Source organism: Microbacterium sp. AC026 (assembly GCF_979258475.1).
The window spans coordinates 2,760,833-2,781,150 of the sequence record NZ_OZ409857.1 but is presented as its reverse complement, the minus strand read 5'-3'; the positions used below and the strand labels follow the sequence as shown (position 1 = coordinate 2,781,150).

Below are 20,318 nucleotides of genomic sequence, written 5' to 3'. Positions count from 1 at the left end.
GGTCAGAGATCGCGCGTGCGGATCGGGTAGAGCCAGAAGCACAGCCACGCGAGGGCGGCGAAGACGAGCGGGACCACCGTGACCATGACGCGGATCCCGCCGTCGACGGCCTCCGGCTGCGCATCGCCGAGCGAGGCGTCGAAGCCGGATGCCGTGAGCACCACCGCCGCCACGACGGCCTGCAGCACGACCGAGCCGCGTACGACGAAGCCGTTCACCCCGAAATACGCGCCCTCGCGTCGATGACCGGTGCGGGTGGCGTCCTCGTCGATGATCTGGGCGAGCACGACCTCGAGCAGCTGCAGCAGACCGCCGACGCCGACGCCCACCGCGACGCCGATGAGCGCTGCGGCGAGCACGGTCGACGGCAGCAGGTAGCCGAGCACGGAGATCCCGAACACGGCGACGCTCCACAGCAGCGCTGCGCGGGGTGAGGTGCGGCGCACGATCGCGCTCCACAGCACGATCGACGGGATGGCTGTGACGAAGATCGCCCCCAGCAGCAGACTCGCCTCGCCCTCGGCGGCGCCCAGCGAGTAGCGCACGTAGAACGGCAGCGCCGCGAGGATGACGGCGATCGAGGTCTGGATGAACAGCGAGCCGAGCACGTAGGGCACGAACGCCCGGTTCGCGAACGTGTACTTCAGCTGGTCGCCCCAGCGCATCGCCTCGGATGCGGCCTCGGGCACTCGACGCTCGATCATGCCGCCGAAGAACGACCAGACGAGCAGCACGAGGCAGACCGCCGAGAGCACGAGGGCCATTCCCGGCCAGCCGATCGAGCCGTACAGCGCAGGGGCACCCGCGGTGCCGAGCACCATGCCGAGGATCGCGAAGATCTGCCGGGGCACGTTGCCGCGCGCCCGCTCATCGGTGGTGCGGAAGATCTCGGGGAACAGCGCCGAGATGTTCAGCACGACCACGACGAAGGCGATGTCGTACACCGCCACCACGATCAGGAACCAGACGATCAGCCCGGCGGTCGGCAGCTCCGGCGGCATCCACACCAGCGCGAAGGCGACCACGAGCGGCACGATGCCGAGACCGATCCACGGGATGCGGCGGCCCCACGGCGTGCGGATGCGATCGGACAGCGCCCCGACGACCGGGTTGAGCACCGCGTTCAGCACGCCGTGCGCGATCATCGCCGCGGCCACCCATGCTGGCGCGACACCGAGGTGGGTGACGTAGAAGTAGACGACGAAAGCCGAGAACGTCTGCGCCATGAGCTGGGTCGGGAACCCCGATGCTCCGAACGCGATGGCCTGAGCCCTCGTGGGGGCGGCGTCGAGTCGTCGGTCGCGCAGCCGCGTCGTCAACGACGTCATGCGCGTCGGCTCCGCTGCAGATCGCGCAGATCGCGCCATCCGAGCCGCACCAGTCCCTCGTCGGCGAACACCTGCAGCACCTCGGGGTCGGAGAGCAGGCGAAGCTCGTGCCCGCGTTTGGCCGCACCGAAGTCGACGGCCGCGCGCAGCTCGTCGTCGTCGACCATCGGATGCAGGTAGATCTCGGTCACTCCGGCCGGAACCGCGCGCAGCAGCGCGATGAACCCGTCGCGCACCTGGTCGTACGACTCGTCCGGCGCCTCTTCGAACGGGTGGCTCCACAGCCGATCGATGATCTCGACGCCGAGCGCATCGGCGGCGGCCGAGGCCTCGGCGAGCTTCGCCTGCAGGGCGGCGTCGTCGCCGGTCCCGTCCATGCTGCGCGGCAGCCGGAACGGCAGGCCGTTGCGGGCGGCGAGCTCGAACACCGGGCCGAGGAAGTCCCGCCCGGTCAGCAGACCATAGACAGACCCCATGTGGTTGTCGAGATGCGTCACGTCGACCCCGGCATCCAACGCCGTCTGCAGCTGTGCGGCGATCTCGGCGGTGACGTCGTCGACCGACGCGAGCTCTTCGATCGCGAGAACGCCGGCGGGAAAGTACCCCGCGTCGTCGACGAGGGTGGTGTCGGTGCCGGTGAGGGGCCGCCAGCGGTAGTCGGTCCACTCGCTCGTGAGCACGAGGTGCACGCCAACGTCGAGGTCGGCGCGCGAGGCCGCGAAAGCGAGCGCCTCGGGTGCCCACGCGCACGGCACCATGAGCGTCGTCGAGTCGATGTGCCCCGCATCGAGCAGCCGCATGATCGCGGTGTTGGCCGCGTGGCACATGCCGAAGTCGTCGGCGTTGATGATCACGCCCCTGGCTCCGGGCGCAAGGCCGAGGCGATCCGCGAGGTCCGAGGTCATCGCCGACTCCTGTCCGATGCGGGAAGCAACCGCGAGAACACGGTCGCGCGAAGAGCGGATGCCGCCTCACCGACTGCGCCGACCAGCGGCGCCTCCGGGCCGAACGACGAGACGAGGAGGGTGAGCGGGAGCTGCGGGGCGAGCTCTTCGGCGAAGGCGACCGCCGCTCGGGCCAGCGCCGGGTGCGCGGCAGTGCCGCTGAGGAGGAACGCCTCGGGATCGAGCACGAGCGCGATGCTGCCCGCGATCAGGGTGAGCCTGCGTCCCATCTCGGCGGCCATGGCGAGTGCGGCCGGATCGCCGGCGGAGGCGGCGTCGAGATGCTGGTCGATCGTCTCGTCCGGGTCACGCCCGTTCGCCAGGGCGAGGTCGCGCACGACGGCGTCACCGAGCACGGGAGCGCCGATCGGCAGCGGACTCTGCGGCAGATACATGACCTCGCCGGCCACGCCCGAGAAGCCCCGGTGCAGGGAGCCGTCGATCACGATGCCGGCGCCGAGTCCGTCGTCGAGGAGCAGCAGCGCGAAGCTGCTGAGCGCCGCGCCGGCGCCCTCGGAGAGCTCGGCGAGCGCTGCGAGGTTGACGTCGTTCTCGACCCTCACCGGGCAGCCGAGGCGCGTCGACAGGGCGTTCTTGAACGCGCCGCCGTCGGGACCCTGATCATCGCGGATGCCCCCGTCGGCGGTGACGATGCCCGGGATGCCGACGACCGCGAGCAGCAGCGGACCGGCCACCGCCCTCTGACAGGCATCGATGAGGCCGGCGATGTGCTGCACGCGGTCCCCGCGCACGGGGAAGGCGGCGTGGCTCTCGGCCCGCACGGCTCCGGTGGGGTCGACCAGCGCGACGTGGGCGGCGTGGGCGTCGACGTGCACTGCCGCGGCGAGTCCGAGATGAGGATGCAGCGAGACGCGCCCTGCTGCCGGTCCCCGCGTGTCACGGTCGACGCCCGCAGCGGCGACCGCCGACGATGATTCGAGCATCCGCAGCACCTGCGTCACCGCAGTGCGCGAGAGACCGGTCTCGGCGACCAGTTCGGCGCGGGTGAGCGGGCCTCGGCGCGCGAGCGTCTCGAGGATCGCGCGGCCGTTGAGTGTTCGGAGCAGGGTCTGGGGCCCCGCAAGTGGTCGTGCCAAGTTGATCCCCCCGGATTCGACGTCCGCCCCAGCTTGACACATCGCGTCATACGTGTCGAGAGATCCGGACCCTGATCCGCGTCATGATCCGCGGCCGTGCGCGTCTTGCTTCAGGGAGCCACCGCGGCCCCGCACGACCACAGGGAGGAGGCATCCGATGCGACCGACCATCCCGCACCGGCTCGACCGACGTCCGTCGTCGCGCATCGACACTCCGACCCCGGCCGTGTACCCCTATGAGGTGACGGCCCTGCTCGAGCGCGGGTGGTGGGTGCTGCACGTCGCCGACCTCGACGTGCGCGGCGTCGCCGCGACGCTCGCCGAGGTCAGATCGGCCGCCGAGCTGCTGCTCGCGCGAGCGCTCGATGCCCCCGTCGGCAGTGTGCCGATGACGATCTCGGTGGTGCGATTCAAGCGAGGGTCGCTCATCCGCTCGCGCTGGTAGCCCGAGACCCGCCGTCAGTCCAGCGCGGACATCACGTGCTTGATGCGCGTGTAGTCGTCGAAGCCGTACTGCGAGAGGTCTTTGCCGTAGCCCGAGTGCTTGAAACCGCCGTGAGGCATGTCCGAGACGAACGGGATGTGGGTGTTGATCCACACGCAGCCGAAGTCGAGGTCGCGCGAGAAGCGCATCGCGCGGGCATGATCGGCGGTCCACACCGACGATGCGAGGGCGTAGGGCACGTCGTTCGCCATCTCGAGCGCCTGCTCCTCGGTCTCGAACGACTGCACGGTCAGCACCGGGCCGAAGATCTCGCCCTGCACGGCCTCGTCGTCCTGATGCAGACCCGACACGATGGTCGCCTCGAAGAAGTAGCCCTTCTCACCCTGACGCGCACCGCCGGTCTCGATCGTGGCGTGTGCAGGCAGGCGGTCGACGAAGCCCTGCACCTGAGCGAGCTGGGCAGCGCTGCTGAGGGGACCGTAGAGCACGCCCTCCTCGTGCGGGGAGCCCGTGCGGGCATCCGTCTTCGCCTTCTCGACGAGCGCGGCGACGAACTCGTCGTGCACAGACGAGTGCACGAGCACGCGGGTGGCCGCGGTGCAGTCCTGTCCGGCGTTGAAGAACGCGCCGGTGACGATGCCGGATGCCGCCTTGTCGAGGTTCGCATCGGGGAAGACGATCGCGGGCGCCTTGCCGCCGAGCTCGAGGTGCACCCGTTTGACGTCGTTCGCCGCGGATCGCGCGACGGCCATCCCGGCGCGCACGGATCCGGTGATGGCGACCATCTGCGGCGTCGGATGCTCGACCAGTGCCACGCCGGTGTCGCGGTCGCCGAGCACGACGTTGAGCGTGCCGGCGGGCGTGTGCAGCGCGACGATCTCGGCGAGCAGCAGGGTGGTCAGGGGCGTCGACTCGGCGGGCTTCAGCACCACCGTGTTGCCTGCGGCGAGCGCCGGGGCGATCTTCCACACGGCCATGTTCAGCGGATAGTTCCAGGGGGTGACCTGTCCGATCACGCCGATCGGCTCGCGGCGCACGAACGAGGTGTGGCCGGCGAGGTACTCCCCGCCGCGCGTCCTTCGAGACTGCGGGCGGCTCCGGCGAAGAAGCGCAGCTGGTCGATCGACTGCAGGATCTCGTCGGCCACGAGGCTGGCTCGCGGCTTGCCGGTGTCCTTCGACTCGAGGTCGGCGAACTCCTCGGCGCGGGTCTGCATCTCATCGGCGATGCGGAACAGCGCGAGCTGGCGATCGGCGGGAGTGGTGTCGCGCCAGATCGGGAACGCGGCGGATGCGGCGGCGTAGGCGGCGTCCACGTCGGAGGCGTCCGAGACCGGCAGCTCGCCGTAGGCCTCCTCGGTCACCGGGTCGATCAACGGCATCCGCGTCTGTCCGCTCACGGGAACGTACTGCCCGCCGATGAAGTTCTGTAGGAGTTCTGTGGCCATGCTCGCCATGCTAGCGATCGGATCACGAATACAGAAGAGTGAAGTGACCTTAACGATGGAATCAGTTGCCAGGAAGCGCCGATCCTGTCAATATCGACACATGAGCACCACGCCGAAGCAGCCCGTGTTGGACGACATCTCGAAGCGGATCGTCGAGTTGCTGCAGGAGGACGGTCGACGACCCTATGCCGAGATCGGCCGAGAGGTGGGGCTCAGCGAGGCGGCGGCGCGTCAGCGCGTGCAGCGCATGACCGAGGCGGGCATCATCCAGATCGTCGCGGTGACCGACCCGATGCAGCTCGGCTTCAACCGCATGTCGATGATCGGCATCCGCGTCACGGGCGACCCGCGACTGATCGCCGAGGAGCTGACGAAGATCACCGAACTCGCGTACGTCGTCGTCACGCTCGGCACGTTCGACATCCTCGTCGAGGCGGTGTGCGAGAGCGACAGCCACCTGCTCGATCTGATCGCGACTCGCATCCGTACGATCCCCGGCATCACGCACACCGAGAGCCTGCTCTACGCAGGGCTCTACAAAGACCTCTACAACTGGGGCACGCGCTGAGGCGCGGGTCCGGAACCAGGAGAACACCATGGGAACCACGGTCTTCGAACGTCGCCGCCCCGCGGATGCCGTGATCGATGCCTCGCTGCGCGACACCGCGTTCAGCGTGTTCTGGCTCGATGACGTCGAGCGTGTCTCGCACCCCGCACTCACCGAGAGCATCACGGCCGACCTCGCCATCGTCGGCGGCGGCTACGCCGGTCTCTGGACGGCCGTGCGCGCCAAGGAGCGCGATCCCGAGCGTCGCGTCGTGCTGCTGGAGGCGTCCCGCATCGCGTGGGCGGCGTCGGGCCGCAACGGCGGGTTCTGCGAGGCGAGCCTCACGCACGGGCGCGAGAACGGCCTCACCCGCTGGCCCGACGAGATCGACCGCCTCGAAGAGCTGGGGATCGAGAACCTCGACGGCATCGAGCAGACCGTCAAGCGCTACGACATGGATGTCGACTTCGAGCGCACCGGCCAGCTGGCCGTCGCCGTCGAGCCGCACCAGGTGGAGTGGCTGCGCGAGGAGGAGGGATTCCTCGACCGCGAGGCCGTGCAGGCCGAGGTGCATTCCGACACGTTCCTCGCCGGCGCCTGGGAGCGCGATGCCTGTGCGCTCGTGCACCCCGCCAAGCTCGGTCTCGAGCTGGCGCGCGTCGCGGTCGAACTCGGGGTCGAGATCTACGAGCAGTCGCTCGTGCGCGAGGTCATCGGCGACGGATCGAGCGCGATCACGCTCGTCACACGTGACGGCGGGCAGGTGCGAGCGGATGCCGTGGCTCTCGCCACGAACGTCTTCCCCTCGCTGCTCAAGCGCAACCGCCTGATGACGGTTCCCGTCTACGACTACGTGCTCATGACCGAGCCGCTGACCGACGAGCAGCTGGCATCGATCGGGTGGTCGAACCGCCAGGGCCTGGCCGACAGCGCCAACCAGTTCCACTACTACCGCCTCACCGCCGACAACCGCATCCTGTTCGGCGGATACGACGCGGTCTACCATTTCGGCGGCAAGGTGCGACCCGAGTACGAGGATCGCGCCGAGAGCCACCGCAAGCTCGCCTCGCACTTCTTCACGACGTTCCCCCAGCTCGAGGGGCTGCGCTTCACGCATCGGTGGGCGGGGGCGATCGACTCGTCGAGTCGCTTCTGCGCGTTCTTCGGCACCGCCCGCAAGGGACGCGTGACCTACGCGACCGGGTTCACCGGGCTCGGCGTCGGCGCCGCGCGCTTCGCCGCCGACGTCATGCTCGACAAGCTGTCGGGCGAGCCGACCGAGCGCACCGAGCTCGCGATGGTGCGCGAGAAGCCGATCCCGTTCCCGCCCGAGCCCGTCGCCTCGATCGGCGTCAACCTCGTGCGAGCGGCGATGAACCGGGCCGATCACAACGAGGGCAAGCGCAACCTGTTCCTCAAGACGCTGGATGCCGTCGGCATGGGCTTCGACTCGTGAGCGAGCTCGCGCCGGGAACCGGAGTCGATGCGGTGGCACTGCCGCTCGTGCACGAACCGCTGCCGGCCGACGACGTGCTCCTCGGACAGCCGACGACCGCCACGCATGCGTTGGCGATGCTCGGCGAGGTCGAGGTCGGTATCTGGGAGATGACGCCCGGCACGGCATCGGACACCGAGGTCGACGAGGTTTTCGTCGTGCTGACCGGTCAGGCGCGGATCGAGTTCGTCGACCCCCCGCTGCCCGCCGTCGAGGTCGGCCCCGGGTCGGTCGTGCGCCTCGCCGCGGGGCAGCGCACCGCGTGGACGGTCACCGAGACGCTGCGCAAGATCTACATCGCCTGACGCGCTGAAGTGTGACCAGGCGATCCCCAAAGAAAATCAGCCCGCACCTTTCGGCAACGGGCTGATCGTGATGCATTCACTATTACGCAGGAACGCACGCCGCACCAGTATTCAACGACTCCGCCGCGCCCTCTCGACGCCCCTCCGCTCCGCTCCTCCTCAGACGCGCGCGGATGCTGCCTGCGCCACGACGACCGGCTTCTCATCGGCGCCCTTGATCACCCAGTAGACGACGGCGACCGCGAGGATGCCGATCACCGGGCTCAGGAACGCGGCCCAGGCCGTGCCGAGCGGGGCGAAGCCGACCGCGAAGACTGAGACGTCCCAGAGGCCGTGCAAGGCCATCGCCCAGATGAGCGACCCGGTCACCCGACGCACGATGTAGAAGCAGGTGCCCGACATGGCGGCGAGCACCACCTGTCCGAGCGTGGGGCCGACGGGGGCGCCCAGCGCGGCGTTGATGATGTGCATCCCGCCGAAGAGCAGGGAGGTGAGCAGCCACACCCATACCTCGGAGAGGCGTGAGCGGAGGGCCGTCAGCAGGAGTCCCCGTGACATCAGCTCCTCGCAGAATCCGACGGCGAGCCCGAGGGCGAGCAGCGACAGCAGGAACGACGCATCGAACTTCGACCAGTCGGTGTTGAACAGGTTCGCGACAGCGACGACGAACATGATCGCAGGCACGAAGATCGGCCACTTGTGGTGCGAGCGCGAGCGTTCGAACAGCGCGGGCTTCCACCATCCCAGCAGCCACGTGGTGATGGCGAGCAGCACGGCACCGACCGCCAGGTCGAGCACCGCCCCTCGCCACGTGAACTCGGCGGAGGTTCCGATCTCGGTGTAAGCGACACCGCTCAGTTTCGACACGACGAAGATGACCGCGACATAGCCGACGTAGATCGCGAGGCCGATCCAGACCCGAGGGGTGACGCGCATGAGTTCTGTGCCTTCCGTCGGCGAGCTCGTTCCAATCACCAACATATCGGTGGATGTTCGGCGCGGCCGTCGATAGTGTCATGGGCAAAGCACAAGGGGGTCAACGTGTCTCAGACCGCGAGGCGGGAGGCGCCGACGACAAAGTCCGCAGTGCCGGGCATGGAGATCATCGCTCGCGTTCGGCGCCTGGTCGTGGTCGCGCTGGTCGCCGCTCTGGGCTACTCGACGTTCATGACGAGCGGCAAGGGATACTGCCCAGGAGGCGTCGCAGCGGACGGCGGTTTCATCGATGCAGCCGGCAACGCGACCGAGACCGCGCCGACGTGCGTGGATCTCGCTCTGCAGCCCAGCCCGTTGATCCTCTTCGCATTCGCCGCGATCGCATTGGCGGCGATCACCGCGGTGCTGCGCCGCGCGCAAGACATCCCCTCAGCAATCCGATACCTCGATCGGGCCGCTGCTGCCGTTGCGATCCTCGCCGTCGTCTCGGTCGCGATCAGCCAGATCTGGTTCGCGATGATCCCGATCACCGAGTGGGACGGAACAGGGACGTTCTTCTACCCTTTCCCCTTCGGATCCGTAGAACTCACGACCGAACCGATGTCCTCTGGTCAGGCAATGCTCGCCGAACTGACGACGGAGCATGCTCAGAACGCTCACCTATGATCTCTGCATGCGTCGACCTTGGCTGTTCGGTGGTTCTCTGGTGGCGGCCCTGTTGGTGATGACCGGCTGCGGCCTCGTGCCGCCGGCGAGCGGTCCCGATCGCTCCGAAACCGTGTCTGTGCCGGGTGGCACGTGCGAGATCGAATGGTGGCTCAGCCCCGCGGTCGATGATCCGCCCGCCGAGGCCAGCAGCATCGCCGCCAAAGCTCTCGATGATGCGACGGTCAGCGAGTCTCAGTGGTCGGAGTGGTATTCACTCCTCGACGATGATCCTGACCTCGACTCCGTTCCCGAGATCAGGCTCCGAGGGTCCGCCTACTTGGAATCCGTGCGGGAGGACGTGCGGGCCGCTCTGGAAGAAGCGGGCTACCCCGATATCGAGCGAGTCATCGAGGTGTATTCGCACCTGTCCTGCTCGTGATGCGTTCGTGAAAGAGAGCGGCGATGAGTGAGCGCACCCTCACGGCATCCCGGCACCCGCGGATGCTGCAGACAGCGGCGACAGTGGCAGTGGCCGCAGCGACGATCGCGGTGATCGGCGTGGCCGTGGTCGATTCCGCATCCGGTGGCGATGCTCAGCTGCTGCTCGGCACCTTGCCGTCACGACACATCATCGGAGCATCCACGATCCTCGCGTTCATCGCGATCAGCTACATGCTCTGCACCGTCTCGGCGCCTTCCGGCTGGCTCGGACCGATCGTGATCGGGCGACTGCTGTCGATCGGCGGAACCGTGGTGGCAGTGTTCTGGGGGTTTCTGACCATGCCGTGGCTCGTCACCCCCCTACTGGTCGACGGGTGCGAATCGGGATACGCCGTCGAAGAGAGGTCCTTCCTCTTCCTGTCATCGATAGACGTGCTCGAGCAGGATGGGCTGCTCGCCACCCCTGTCCTGCACACGAGCGCGGACGACGGCCATCAGCCGTTCACCGCCGGCGACTACGGCACGCGGGTCGCCGACGGGCAGATCGCCGGATGGTTCGCCCTCGAGCCCGGATCGGCCGCGAGGCTGACCAGGTTCGAGCTTCCGCTGCTGCAGTCGCCGAACTGCCAGTAGCTGTGCGCTGCCGACGCTCGTGACTGCGCTCGCCGTACCACGTACGCGGATCCAGCCGGGGCAGGTGCTCTGGCTCACCCCCGACCCCGACGTCCCGTGGGTGCCGTACTTCAACCCTCATGACGCGCCTGCGGGGTTCCAGCAGATTCCGTATCAGCAGGCCATCGAGCCCGCGGGCAGGGCAGTTGACACCGGTGACGTGGACACCGTGCGGGCGATCTGGAACGACACCCTCAAGGGCATGTTCCTGAACCAGGAGACCATCGACGCCGTCCAGAAGGTGGTCGACTCCGGTGACCTCGACGCGCTTCGCCAGCTCTTCTCCTGACAGTGGCCACGGGTCAGGCCGCTTCGGGCAGCGGAGGCGGTCGGGCATTGGGCTGCCGCGCCCGCCACGTGCCACTATGGGGCCGTGCGGATCGTCGGCAGTGCCTCCCTGACCATCGCGGCGACGCTCATCGGACTTTTCGGGGCTCTCATGCTCGGCTTAGCCGGCCTCAGCTTGGCGGGCCCCGGCGTCACGGTCGTCGAGTACGCCGATTCGGACGACACCGAGCGGGCGATCGGTATCGGGATGGGCATCATCGCGCTTGTGGTCTGGCTCGTGCTGCTGCTGTCGGCCGTGCTGGTGGGGCTAGGCGGCGTGCATCCGAAGCGCGAGCGACGTGCCACGGTATGGAGCATCGTGGGGCTCAGCACGGTCCTCGTGATGGGGGCGCTGATCGCCGTGCTGGCTACGCCGCCTCCCCTGTACCACTAACCCGCTACCGACGGGTCCGCGTCGTCAGCGTTCCTCTTGAAGCTTTTCTTCGACGCGAATCGCTACCGATGAGTGCCGGGTCACGACCGTCCCGGCAGGGGGCGTCTGATGCAAGACCAGGTAGTTCCGCCCCCATGCCAGTGCGCCGATCGGCGGACCGTCAGGGTCTGGATTGGCGAGGGTCACACCCGCGGCCGAGGCAATCTCTTGGGCGGCCCGGAATGACATGCCCTCGACCAGTGGAACCGTGACCGCTTCTCCCACGCTCTCCCACATGAGATGGACACTACGCCGCCGAAGGCCCACTCGTGTCCGACATCTACCGTGTACGTCAGCAACGACTGATACCGTTTCGCGCTACTGGTTGAGAAGATTCGTTTCGGCGATGAGGTCGAGACGGGACAACAGCAGGTCTCCGGTCGACGCAACGATCGCGAACGCGTTGATGGTGATAGCGACCGCGATGGCGGCGAGAACCACGATTTGCGTGAGACGGTATCGGCGCTTCCACGCAATTCCGACCACCAAGAATCCGGTCAGAACGGCGATAACCTGGCCGGCGACAGTAGCAAACGCCATGCGCATGGCGCTGTCTTCGGTGAGTGCGCCCCAGCTGTTGAATGCCGTCGCAAAGGCGAGCGGGACGACGACAACGCCGAGCGCAATGATCGCGATGGGCCGGAGTTGCGGCCGACGATGCGGAGCCGCCGTTGAACCCTGCTCGGCGATCTGGGCTGTCATGAGCCCGACGGTATCAGGGGCAGACGCGTACCCGCCAGAGCACTTCTGGTCAGGGGCCCACAGGCTCTTTGCTGGCAGGTCGCCTGCCGCAATCGATCGTTTTCGGCGTGACGGGACCACGAACGTCGAGAAGGGCTCCGATAACGTGCGCCGAAAGCCCGTTACGGCGGAGGCTTTCGGTTGATCCTATGAACTACCGGGCCGGATGAAGAGCGCTTTGCTGAGGGCTATTGCTGGGCGTCGGCGCGAATCTGTGCGAGGGCGTCCATGAATCCTTCGGAGCATCCGCTGGATCCGGCGAGGCGGTCGACGTTGAGGTCGTCGATGGGTTGTCCGATGATCGCGTCCGGTAGTGCTTCGGCGAAGCGTTGCTGGTATCCGAGGGAGGTTTCGTCTTCTGCGGGGGTCGTGATCGATACGTCGCTGACGATGCCGTCTTCGATGGTGAGGGTGACGTCGTGGTGGGAGGGTTTGGATCCGTACCAGCCGCGTGCGGTGTACTCGCCGTCTTCGTACGTGTCGGCGTCAGGCATCGATGATGGCTCCTGCGGGTCGGTGTTCGCGGGGGAGGGTGCGGCTGCGGTGTCGGGTGCGCAGGCGGCGGTGGATGCGATCGTTGCGACGATCGCCGCGACGGAAAGGGCCCTTCGTATTCGTGAGGGGGTGCTGTCGATGGGGGGCATGGTTTCTCCTTCCTCATTCGACGGTAGTTCGGGTTCGAGTTCGGTGGGGTGCTCTGTCGTTACCTGGTTATCTCGGGACGGGTCCCGGACGATGGAGGACGATGAGGCGTTACGTGGCCTCGTGCGAGAAAGGATTCTCATGGTTGAACAGACGCCCGCACAGAAAGCAGTCGGGGATTTCGCGCCGGAGCTCGTCTCCCTCACCGATGATGTGTTGTTCGGTCGGGTCTGGGCCCGAGAGGGGCAGTTGTCTCGTCGGGACCGGAGCCTCGTGACCGTGGCCAGCCTGGTGACGTCCAGCAGCTTCGAGCAGCTCACGAGTCACCTCGAACTCGCGAAGAAGAACGGGCTCACCGAAGCTGAGCTCGTGGAAGCTCTCACCCATCTCGCTTTTTATGCGGGGTGGCCGAAGGCCATGTCGGCGATCCAGGTCGCCAAGCGCGTGTTCGCGCAGAAGGAGGAACAGCAATGACAACGTCAACCGCAACGGACCGCGTCGCACTCATCACGGGGGCGTCCTCCGGGATCGGAGAAGCCACCGCGCGTGCTCTGCACGCAGCCGGCTTCAAGGTCGCGCTCCTGGCGCGCCGCGCCGACCGAATCGAAGCCATCGCTGAGGAGTTGGGGCAGGGTGCCGTCGCCGTCGCGGCGGACGTCACCGACAGGGACGCGCTCGTCGCCGCGGCCGCGCAAGTGAGGGAACAGCTGGGGCGGGTGGACACGCTCGTCAACAACGCCGGGATCATGCTCCTCGGCCCGTTCTCGTCGGCGCAACGCGAGGACTATCAGCGCATGATCGACGTGAACCTGCTCGGAGCGATCACCACGACAGAGGTCTTCCTCGATCAGCTCGTCGACGGTGGCGGCGACATCATCAACATCTCCTCTGTCGCCGGCCGTACCGCACGGGCCGGGAACGGGGTGTATGCGGCGACGAAGTGGGCGGTGAACGGCTGGTCCGAATCGCTGCGTCAGGAGTTGCTTCCGGAGGTGCGGGTCACCCTCATCGAGCCGGGCGTTGTGGCAACGGAGCTTCCCACGCACATCACTCATGAGGCAACGAACTCCGCGGTCAACGCGATGTATGCCGAGGCGACGGTCACCGCGGAGGACGTCGCGGAGATCATCGTGTTCGCGGTGCAGCGCCCGAAGCATCTCGCGATCAACGAGATTCTGCTGCGCCCGGCCAGCCAGATCTGACCTGAAGCAGCCGGAAAGAGCAGAGGCGGGTACCCATGTGGGTACCCGCCTCTGCGGCGTTGTGAGGTGTTATCGCGGCCTTCGGGATGCCGGCAGCACAAGCGCCAGGGCGGAGGTCAGAGCCAGGGCGAGGAGTACGGCGCCGGTGGTGAGGCCTGCGGAGGTTTCCGCAGCCACCGCGGTGATTCCGGTTCCTTGCGCTGCGGCTGATCCAACAGCAACCATGACACTCACCCCGAGTGCCCCACCCAGCTGGTGTGCGACGTTCACTGCCCCGGATGCGGCACCGGCGTCGCGTGGTTCGATTCCTGTCACGCCCGCTGCGGTGAGCGGTGCGAAACCGAGACCCTGGCCGGCACCGAGCAGCAGCATCGCCGGGGCGACGCCGAGCCAGTAGGTGCTGTCGGCGTTGACGAAGCTGAGCCACGTCATGCCTGCGAGCGTGATCGCCAGCCCGATGGTCACAAGGGCGGCGTTTCCGATCCGGTGCGTGAGGCGGGGGACGATGAGCGACAGCACGAACTGGACGACGGTCATTGGCAGGAACGCGATTCCCGCCTGCAACGGGGTGAAGTCGAGGACGGTCTGCATGTACTGGCTGATGAAGAAGAAGTAGCCGAAGATCGACCCGGCGAAGAGCATGCGGGCGATGAATGCCCCTCCGCGCATGCGGTCGCGCAGGACACGCAACGGCAGGATCGGCTGGGCCGCGCGGGTCTCGATGACCACGAACGCTGCCAGGAGCGTCAGGCCACACGCGATGAAGACCAGGGCCCACAGGTCGGACCAGCCGTAGTCCGCAGTGCGGGTGACGCCATAGACCAGGGCGGTCATGCCGGCGGTGGATGTGATCGCGCCGGACACGTCGAACCGGCCTCGGGCGCGAGGGTCTCACTGATGAGAATCAGCGTGGCGATGATCAAGGCGATTCCGATGGGGACGTTGATCAGGAACCCGACCCGCCAGGAGGTCAGGTCAGCGATGACCCCGCCGACGACGAGACCGAGGCTGGCACCGATCCCCGCCGTGGACCCGTAGGCGGCGATTGCCTTGGTGCGTGCCGTGCCCTCGGCGAAGTTGGCGGTCAGCAATGCGAGAGACGTCGGGGCGAGGATCGCTGAGCCGATGCCTTGCAGCGCCCGTGCGGCGATCATCCATTCGGCGGTGGGAGACAGGCCGATGAGCAGCGATGCCGCGGAGAAGATCGTCAGTCCGATGATGAAGATGCGACGGCGACCCACGATGTCCCCGGCCCGTGCGGCGAGCAGCAGCAACCCGCCGAAGACGAGGGCGTACGCGTTCTGCACCCAGGAGAGCCCACTGGTCGAGAACGCCAGGTCTTCCCGGATGCGGGTGAGACCGGTGAACACGATCGAGTTGTCGAGAACAATCATGAAATAGCTCACGAGCACGACGGCGAGGATCAACGTCGGCCGCGCGCGCGAGGCGGGGGAGTCAAAGAGGGGGCCATGGAACCATCACACGCCCTCGCGGCGCGGGGAAGCAGTGACAGGTTTTCCGTGTAATACCAGTCCCTCCCTTACCGTGCCGTGCAGGCCTACCGTGGGTGATATGACAAATCACCTGACTTTGAACAACGGTGTTGATATGCCCGCTCTGGGCTTCGGTGTCTTCCAGACGCCGCCGGATGAGACCACCACCGCGGTGACCTCCGCGCTGTCCACTGGGTACCGGCTCATCGACACCGCCGCAGCCTACGGGAACGAACGCGGCGTCGGAGACGCGATCCGCGAATCCGGGATCAGCCGGAACGAGGTGTTCATCGAGTCGAAGGTGTGGATCTCCGACTACGGCTACGAGGAGACGCTGCACGCATTCGAGAAGAGTGCCCGCAAGCTGCAGGTCGATGTGATCGACCTGTTCATCCTCCACCAGGCTCTCCCCGGGGCGTTCGATAAGACGATCGCCGCGTACCAGGCCCTGGAGCAGCTGCTCGCAGACGGCAAGGTCCGCGCGATCGGGGTGAGCAACTTCATGGTCGAGCACCTCACGGCTCTTCTCGAGCAGACCGACATCGTGCCCGCGGTGAACCAGATCGAGGTGCACCCGTACTTCCAGCAGCGTGAGCTGCAGAAGTTCGGTGCTGAGCACGGCATCCTCACCCAGGCGTGGTCTCCGATCGGGGGAATCACCTCCTACCGCGGCGGCGACTCCAAGAGCACGTTCGAGGAGCCGGTGATCCTGGACATCGCGAAGGCGCACGGCAAGAGCGCGGCGCAGGTGATGTTGCGCTGGCACATCCAGAACGGCGTGCAGGCGATCCCGAAGTCGGTCAAGCCCGCCCGGATCGCGGAGAACTTCGACGTGTTCGACTTCGAGCTCACCGATGACGAAATCGCCCGCATCGATGCTCTCGACACCGGTGTCCGCGGCGGCCCGGAGCCCGAGGTGATCACGCTCGAAGCTTTCGGGCGCGACATTCCGGAGGACTGATGAGTGCCCTGACCGTTCTCGTTGTCGGCGCCACCGGCAGCATCGGTGTCCACGTCGTCCGAGAAGCGCTGGAGCAGGGGCACCGCGTGCGCGCACTCGCCCGCGATTCCTCCCGCACACAGAACCTTCCCGCAGAAGCGGGCATCGTCATCGGTGACCTCACGAACGCCGACACCCTCCGGGATGCGGTCGCTGACATCGATGCGGTCGTGTTCGCGCACGGCTCGCATGGCGGCCGCGGCGAAGCGGAGCGGGTCGATTACGGCGCTGTGCGCAACGTCCTCACCGCGTTGGGAGGTCGTCGTGTCCGTTTGGCCCTGATGACCGCTGTCGGGACCACGGATCGTGCGAACGAGGGACACGAGTGGAAGCGCCGCGCTGAACGCCTCGTCCGCGCATCCGGCAATGCGTACGCGATCGCCCGGCCCGGGTGGTTCGATTACAACTCGCCCGATCAACGACGCATCGTGATGCGACAGGGTGACCTGTTCAGCACCGCGTCTCCCGCGGACGGTGTCATCGCCCGCGACCAGATCGCCCGGGTGCTGGTCGACAGCCTCCGCTCCGACGAGGCCGACCACACGACGTTCGAGCTGGTCGCCGACAGCGGCACCGCGCAACCCGACCTCGCGCCCGTCTTCGGTGCACTGACCAAGGACACGGCACTCGACGGCGTCCTGGATCAGGACAACATGCCCGTCGACGAGGAACCCGAAAGCGTTCGAGAGGATCTCGTCGCACTCGGGCGTTGAACCGTGGGGTCGAGCGAAACACACGCTTGACCCCCTGCCGGTCGCAGAGAAGAGGAAACAGCATGACCGAGATCGACAACCGCGGGGAAGTCCGAGAGTTCCTCCAGACCCGACGGGCGCGGATCACTCCCGAACTGGCCGGGATCATCGGCGGTGGCCGCCGTCGCGTCACCGGCCTCCGGCGCGAGGAAGTGGCCTCCCTCGCGGGCATGAGCGTGGACTACTACGCGCGGATGGAACGTGGTGACCTCTCCGGTGTGTCCCCCGAGATCCTCGACGCACTCGCACGGGCGCTCCACCTCGACGATGCCGAAGCCGCTCACCTGCAGGACCTGGCGCACGCTGCCGGACCGAGAGGCCCCGGATACAAGCGGCCACGCCCGTCGAAGACAACTATCCGCCCTGCCCTGCAGAGGCTCCTCGATTCCATCGGCGCCCCGGCATACATCACCAACGCTCGCAAAGACTTCCTTGCGCTCAACGCGATCGGGCACGCCGTGTTCGCCCCGATCGTCGATGACCCCGCGAACAGGCGCAACAACGCCCTCTTCACCTTCCTGAACCCCGCGGCGCAGAACTTCTATGCCGATTGGGAAAGCGGGGCGAACAGCATCGTCGCCTCGCTCCACATCGAAGCAGGCCGCAACCCCCACGACAAAGCACTCACCGACCTCATCGGCGAACTCGTCACCCGCAGCGATGTCTTCCGGCACCGCTGGGCCGCCCACAACGTGCGATTCCACCGCACCGGCTCGAAGCGCCTCCACCACCCGGAAGTGGGAGACCTCGAATTCGACTACGAAGCGCTTGAGCTTCCCGCCGACCCCGGCCTGCTCATGTTCACCATGACACCCGCCCTTGACACCCCCACAGAAGATCGGCTGCGACTGCTGGGCAGCCTCGCCGCGACCCGCGACTCCGAGCAGACCAGCGCATGAGTAAACAGGCGACCCCCGGCAACTCGTATCTGACGCGCCGGGGGCTCCTGTGTGGAGCCGTGGTGGTAGGAACCGGTCTCGCCAGCTCGATCGTGCTGGCGGCGTGCACGCCGAGCGAATCGACCTTTGACGAGCGTGCCACAGCCGGCGCCTCGCCCTCGGCGTCACCAGCCCGACGAGGGGCCATCCCGTCAGATCTGTCGGAGATCCCCTCGTCTTATCGGACGCCCGCTCGGGACCAGGGGGCATTGACGCAGTTGAGCTACGACACGTTCGAGTCGATGTCTTACGAAGAGCGAACGCGCACGCTGACGAAGCGCGCCATTGTCTACCTGCCTCACGGATACACCGAGGACAAGAAATACGACGTCTTCTACCTCATGCACGGCGGGTGGGGAAACGAAACGGCCACGCTCGGGACCCCCGACGACCCCTCCGAGTTCACCAACGTCCTCGACAACGCCATCCAGGCGGGCGAGATCCCACCCTTGATCGTGGTGTGCCCCACCTACAACAACGCCAGCCCGGAGGACAGCTCCTCGTTCAGCCTCGCACTGACCTTGAACGAGAACTATCACCGTGAGCTGCTGAACGATCTTCTCCCTGCGGTCGAGAGCACCTACTCGACGTACACCGACGACGTCACGCCCGCGGGGCTGATGGCTTCGCGCGACCACCGCGGGTTCGGCGGGTTCTCCATGGGGGCCGTTGCCACCTGGCGGACGTTCCAGCACGCACTGGACTACTTCCGCTACTTCCTCCCGATGAGCTGCGGGACGTCGCTCGACATGGAAACCATCCTGAGTGCTGCGGACGGCCGCGCCCCCGAGGGCTATTTCGTCTGGGTCATCACCGGTACCGACGACTTCGCGCACCCGTACGACACCGCCAGAGTCGATCTGATGCGAGCCCACAGCTCCTTCATCGAAGAGGCGGACAGGCGTCCCGGGAACTTTGCTTTCCGCGTCAAGGACGGCTACGCCCACGACGGAATCGCCGCCACCGAGTACACCTACAACGGACTGCGCTGGCTCTGGCGACCCTGAGATTGTCAGGCACGCGCACAGTTCTCATCTCTCCCGCTAACCAACCACGAAGGAAAACCATGCGCCTCGAACCCGAATCACCCACTACGAGAAACCCTCCTGAGTACTTCGCCGGCGACGTGTGGCTTGACCCGATCGCGGTACCGCACGACGATGATCAGCGCATGGTCGTCGCGACCGTCCGCTTCGCCCCGGGCTCGCGCACGGCCTGGCACTCACACGCGCGAGGGCAGTACCTGCGCGTCACCCAGGGCGTAGGGCGCTTCGGCACACGAGACGGGAACATCATCGAAGCCCGTGCAGGTCAGACCGTCTACACGCCTGCCGGTGAAGAGCACTGGCACGCCGCAACCGAGGGCTGCTTCATGGAGCACCTCGCGATGCTCGAGAACGACGATGACCCCGCTACAACAACCACCTGGTTCGAACACATCACCGACGAGGAGTACCGCGGCGTTGTCATGACCGGCAGCGCCTCGAGTGACTGACCCCACTGCGGTGGCGCTCGGCACGCGCGTCGGGTCAGCGCTGTACTAGGTGGTTGCAAACTGGGCGAGGGTGCGAAGGCGATCTGCCTCGATGGAAGATGCGTCCGTCGAATAGATCACAATACGGAGATCGTCGTCACTGGTAGTGAGAACGTCGCAGTCGAGTGTGATCTGGCCAAGAAACGGGCTCAGAATGGTCTTGCGCTCCGTGCGAAACGGCTCGACCACACCTTCCGCCCAGAGCAGGCCGAAACTAGGTGACGCCTGGAGTAGCTCGCTGATCAGCGTCCGCGTCTCCCTGTCCTGCGGGTAGCGTCCGACCGCGGTGCGAAGATCCGCGACTAAAGCCCGTTGGAACAGTGAGAATTGCCGGTGGTCTTGCAGCGTATGACGGTCCCCCTGCAAAAACGTCTGCCGGAGGAGATTGTGTCCCACTTCAGACCTGTCCTCGCCCAGGAGTGCGGCCCAGAGCCGGTTCCGAGAAAGCATCGTCCAGTTCGCATCGTAAACAGCGAATGGAGTGTTCACGAGCTGGGCAAGCATGCGTTGCACACCCGGGGAGATGTGTCGGGACACGGTGAGCCGTCCTGGTGGCAGAAGCCCTGCCAGGAGATACAGGTGTTCCAGCTCATGATGCGAGAGTCGGAGCGCCCGGCCAAGTGAGGCCACAACCTGAGGTGAGGGACTCTCCGATCGCCCCTGCTCCAGGCGCACGATGTAATCCATGGAGAGGTTCGCCAACGCGGCGAGTTCTTCCCGACGTATGCCGGGCACTCGCCGTTCCGAGCGCAAGGGCAGACCCAGGTCTTCCGGGTTGGCACGATCTCTCCACGATCTCAGTGTTGCCGCCAGCTCGCCTCGTGATCCCATTTCCCCATTGTGGTCCCGTCCTGATCCATGCGCCTGGTACGCCGATTACTAGGAAGAACGGTCCCTTCTCGTGCCGGAGCACGGTCCGTACCGTCGATTCCGGCCCGGTCGAGCACCCTG

26 protein-coding genes and 1 pseudogene are annotated in these 20,318 nt (G+C 66.7%); 16 read left to right on the top strand and 11 right to left on the bottom strand.

Annotated features, from left to right (window positions below; translation table 11 throughout):
• Positions 1-2: 2 nt before the first annotated feature.
• Genes ACZZ93_RS13940 through ACZZ93_RS13930 form a run of 3 tightly spaced genes read right to left on the bottom strand, consistent with a single transcriptional unit; the run spans position 3 to position 3,369 of the window.
• A complete protein-coding gene (locus ACZZ93_RS13940) occupies positions 3-1,328 on the bottom strand; it encodes an MFS transporter (RefSeq protein WP_463511346.1) in 1,326 nt (441 codons plus the stop codon).
• On the bottom strand, positions 1,325-2,233 hold the full coding sequence (locus ACZZ93_RS13935) for a polysaccharide deacetylase family protein (RefSeq protein WP_463511345.1): 909 nt from the start codon (positions 2,231-2,233) through the stop codon (positions 1,325-1,327). The genes ACZZ93_RS13940 and ACZZ93_RS13935 overlap by 4 nt, the downstream gene beginning before the upstream one ends.
• Positions 2,230-3,369 (bottom strand): ROK family transcriptional regulator, encoded by a 1,140-nt coding sequence (locus ACZZ93_RS13930; RefSeq protein ID WP_072591897.1) that lies wholly within the window; start codon positions 3,367-3,369, stop codon positions 2,230-2,232. The genes ACZZ93_RS13935 and ACZZ93_RS13930 overlap by 4 nt, the downstream gene beginning before the upstream one ends.
• A 157-nt stretch (positions 3,370-3,526) precedes the next feature.
• Here ACZZ93_RS13930 and ACZZ93_RS13925 point away from each other — a divergent pair, with 157 nt between their 5' ends.
• Positions 3,527-3,814 (top strand): hypothetical protein, encoded by a 288-nt coding sequence (locus ACZZ93_RS13925; protein ID WP_463511344.1) that lies wholly within the window; start codon positions 3,527-3,529, stop codon positions 3,812-3,814.
• A gap of 14 nt (positions 3,815-3,828) precedes the next feature.
• Here the strand turns inward: ACZZ93_RS13925 and ACZZ93_RS13920 are convergent.
• Positions 3,829-5,261, bottom strand: a pseudogene (locus tag ACZZ93_RS13920) (gamma-aminobutyraldehyde dehydrogenase).
• Positions 5,262-5,361: 100 nt separating this feature from the next.
• On the opposite strand from ACZZ93_RS13920, the gene ACZZ93_RS13915 reads away from it, so the two are divergent.
• From ACZZ93_RS13915 to ACZZ93_RS13905, 3 genes are read left to right on the top strand one after another with little or no spacing between them, the layout of a single operon-like run.
• Entirely contained in the window at positions 5,362-5,829 is a 468-nt protein-coding gene (locus ACZZ93_RS13915; protein ID WP_053097765.1) for an Lrp/AsnC family transcriptional regulator, read from the top strand.
• Positions 5,830-5,857: 28 nt separating this feature from the next.
• Positions 5,858-7,264 carry an NAD(P)/FAD-dependent oxidoreductase gene (locus ACZZ93_RS13910; RefSeq protein WP_463511343.1) on the top strand — a complete coding sequence of 469 codons (1,407 nt, stop codon included), beginning with the start codon at positions 5,858-5,860 and terminating at the stop codon, positions 7,262-7,264.
• A complete protein-coding gene (locus tag ACZZ93_RS13905; RefSeq protein WP_463511342.1) occupies positions 7,261-7,608 on the top strand; it encodes a cupin domain-containing protein in 348 nt (115 codons plus the stop codon). Before ACZZ93_RS13910 ends, ACZZ93_RS13905 begins: the two co-directional genes overlap by 4 nt.
• A 159-nt stretch (positions 7,609-7,767) precedes the next feature.
• Here the strand turns inward: ACZZ93_RS13905 and ACZZ93_RS13900 are convergent, their stop codons facing one another.
• On the bottom strand, positions 7,768-8,544 hold the full coding sequence (locus ACZZ93_RS13900; protein WP_463511341.1) for a lysostaphin resistance A-like protein: 777 nt from the start codon (positions 8,542-8,544) through the stop codon (positions 7,768-7,770).
• A gap of 105 nt (positions 8,545-8,649) precedes the next feature.
• Between ACZZ93_RS13900 and ACZZ93_RS13895 the strand changes: the two genes are divergently transcribed.
• From ACZZ93_RS13895 to ACZZ93_RS13875, 5 genes are all read left to right on the top strand, one after another.
• Positions 8,650-9,210, top strand: coding sequence for a hypothetical protein (locus tag ACZZ93_RS13895; protein ID WP_463511340.1), 561 nt, complete (start codon positions 8,650-8,652; stop codon positions 9,208-9,210).
• Positions 9,211-9,217: 7 nt separating this feature from the next.
• A complete protein-coding gene (locus ACZZ93_RS13890) occupies positions 9,218-9,631 on the top strand; it encodes a hypothetical protein (protein WP_463511339.1) in 414 nt (137 codons plus the stop codon).
• A 23-nt stretch (positions 9,632-9,654) separates the two neighbouring features.
• On the top strand, positions 9,655-10,266 hold the full coding sequence (locus tag ACZZ93_RS13885) for a hypothetical protein (protein ID WP_463511338.1): 612 nt from the start codon (positions 9,655-9,657) through the stop codon (positions 10,264-10,266).
• A gap of 64 nt (positions 10,267-10,330) precedes the next feature.
• Positions 10,331-10,594, top strand: coding sequence for a hypothetical protein (locus ACZZ93_RS13880; protein WP_463511337.1), 264 nt, complete (start codon positions 10,331-10,333; stop codon positions 10,592-10,594).
• A gap of 84 nt (positions 10,595-10,678) precedes the next feature.
• Positions 10,679-11,026: a hypothetical protein gene (locus tag ACZZ93_RS13875; RefSeq protein WP_463511336.1), complete on the top strand. Its 348-nt coding sequence runs from the start codon at positions 10,679-10,681 to the stop codon at positions 11,024-11,026.
• 24 nt (positions 11,027-11,050) lie between these two features.
• Here the strand turns inward: ACZZ93_RS13875 and ACZZ93_RS13870 are convergent, their stop codons facing one another.
• The 3 genes from ACZZ93_RS13870 to ACZZ93_RS13860 form a co-directional block, all read right to left on the bottom strand.
• Positions 11,051-11,302 carry a PASTA domain-containing protein gene (locus ACZZ93_RS13870; RefSeq protein ID WP_463511335.1) on the bottom strand — a complete coding sequence of 84 codons (252 nt, stop codon included), beginning with the start codon at positions 11,300-11,302 and terminating at the stop codon, positions 11,051-11,053.
• An 81-nt stretch (positions 11,303-11,383) separates the two neighbouring features.
• Complete coding sequence (locus ACZZ93_RS13865; RefSeq protein WP_463511334.1) at positions 11,384-11,767, bottom strand: hypothetical protein; 384 nt, start codon at positions 11,765-11,767, stop codon at positions 11,384-11,386.
• Positions 11,768-11,994: 227 nt separating this feature from the next.
• Positions 11,995-12,450: a hypothetical protein gene (locus ACZZ93_RS13860; protein ID WP_463511333.1), complete on the bottom strand. Its 456-nt coding sequence runs from the start codon at positions 12,448-12,450 to the stop codon at positions 11,995-11,997.
• A 139-nt stretch (positions 12,451-12,589) separates the two neighbouring features.
• Between ACZZ93_RS13860 and ACZZ93_RS13855 the strand changes: the two genes are divergently transcribed.
• Together ACZZ93_RS13855 and ACZZ93_RS13850 are read left to right on the top strand one after the other, a co-directional pair.
• The gene (locus ACZZ93_RS13855) at positions 12,590-12,922 is read left to right on the top strand and encodes a carboxymuconolactone decarboxylase family protein (RefSeq protein WP_463511332.1); all 333 of its coding nucleotides are present in this window, start codon (positions 12,590-12,592) and stop codon (positions 12,920-12,922) included.
• Positions 12,919-13,650, top strand: coding sequence for an SDR family oxidoreductase (locus tag ACZZ93_RS13850; protein ID WP_463511331.1), 732 nt, complete (start codon positions 12,919-12,921; stop codon positions 13,648-13,650). Before ACZZ93_RS13855 ends, ACZZ93_RS13850 begins: the two co-directional genes overlap by 4 nt.
• Positions 13,651-13,719: 69 nt before the next feature.
• Here the strand turns inward: ACZZ93_RS13850 and ACZZ93_RS13845 are convergent, their stop codons facing one another.
• Together ACZZ93_RS13845 and ACZZ93_RS13840 are read right to left on the bottom strand one after the other, a co-directional pair.
• On the bottom strand, positions 13,720-14,484 hold the full coding sequence (locus ACZZ93_RS13845; RefSeq protein WP_463511330.1) for an MFS transporter: 765 nt from the start codon (positions 14,482-14,484) through the stop codon (positions 13,720-13,722).
• A complete protein-coding gene (locus tag ACZZ93_RS13840; RefSeq protein ID WP_463511329.1) occupies positions 14,481-15,062 on the bottom strand; it encodes an MFS transporter in 582 nt (193 codons plus the stop codon). Before ACZZ93_RS13840 ends, ACZZ93_RS13845 begins: the two co-directional genes overlap by 4 nt.
• Before the next feature lie 196 nt (positions 15,063-15,258).
• Here ACZZ93_RS13840 and ACZZ93_RS13835 point away from each other — a divergent pair, with 196 nt between their 5' ends.
• From ACZZ93_RS13835 to ACZZ93_RS13815, 5 genes are all read left to right on the top strand, one after another.
• Entirely contained in the window at positions 15,259-16,104 is an 846-nt protein-coding gene (locus tag ACZZ93_RS13835) for an aldo/keto reductase (protein ID WP_463511328.1), read from the top strand.
• Positions 16,104-16,856 carry an SDR family oxidoreductase gene (locus ACZZ93_RS13830; protein WP_463511327.1) on the top strand — a complete coding sequence of 251 codons (753 nt, stop codon included), beginning with the start codon at positions 16,104-16,106 and terminating at the stop codon, positions 16,854-16,856. The genes ACZZ93_RS13835 and ACZZ93_RS13830 overlap by 1 nt, the downstream gene beginning before the upstream one ends.
• A gap of 62 nt (positions 16,857-16,918) precedes the next feature.
• Entirely contained in the window at positions 16,919-17,794 is an 876-nt protein-coding gene (locus ACZZ93_RS13825; protein WP_463511326.1) for a helix-turn-helix transcriptional regulator, read from the top strand.
• Positions 17,791-18,840 carry an alpha/beta hydrolase gene (locus tag ACZZ93_RS13820; protein WP_463511325.1) on the top strand — a complete coding sequence of 350 codons (1,050 nt, stop codon included), beginning with the start codon at positions 17,791-17,793 and terminating at the stop codon, positions 18,838-18,840. Before ACZZ93_RS13825 ends, ACZZ93_RS13820 begins: the two co-directional genes overlap by 4 nt.
• Before the next feature lie 59 nt (positions 18,841-18,899).
• Positions 18,900-19,328: a (R)-mandelonitrile lyase gene (locus ACZZ93_RS13815; protein WP_463511324.1), complete on the top strand. Its 429-nt coding sequence runs from the start codon at positions 18,900-18,902 to the stop codon at positions 19,326-19,328.
• A 45-nt stretch (positions 19,329-19,373) separates the two neighbouring features.
• Here ACZZ93_RS13815 and ACZZ93_RS13810 read toward each other — a convergent pair whose 3' ends face one another.
• Entirely contained in the window at positions 19,374-20,198 is an 825-nt protein-coding gene (locus ACZZ93_RS13810; RefSeq protein ID WP_463511323.1) for a helix-turn-helix transcriptional regulator, read from the bottom strand.
• Positions 20,199-20,318 lie beyond the last annotated feature (120 nt).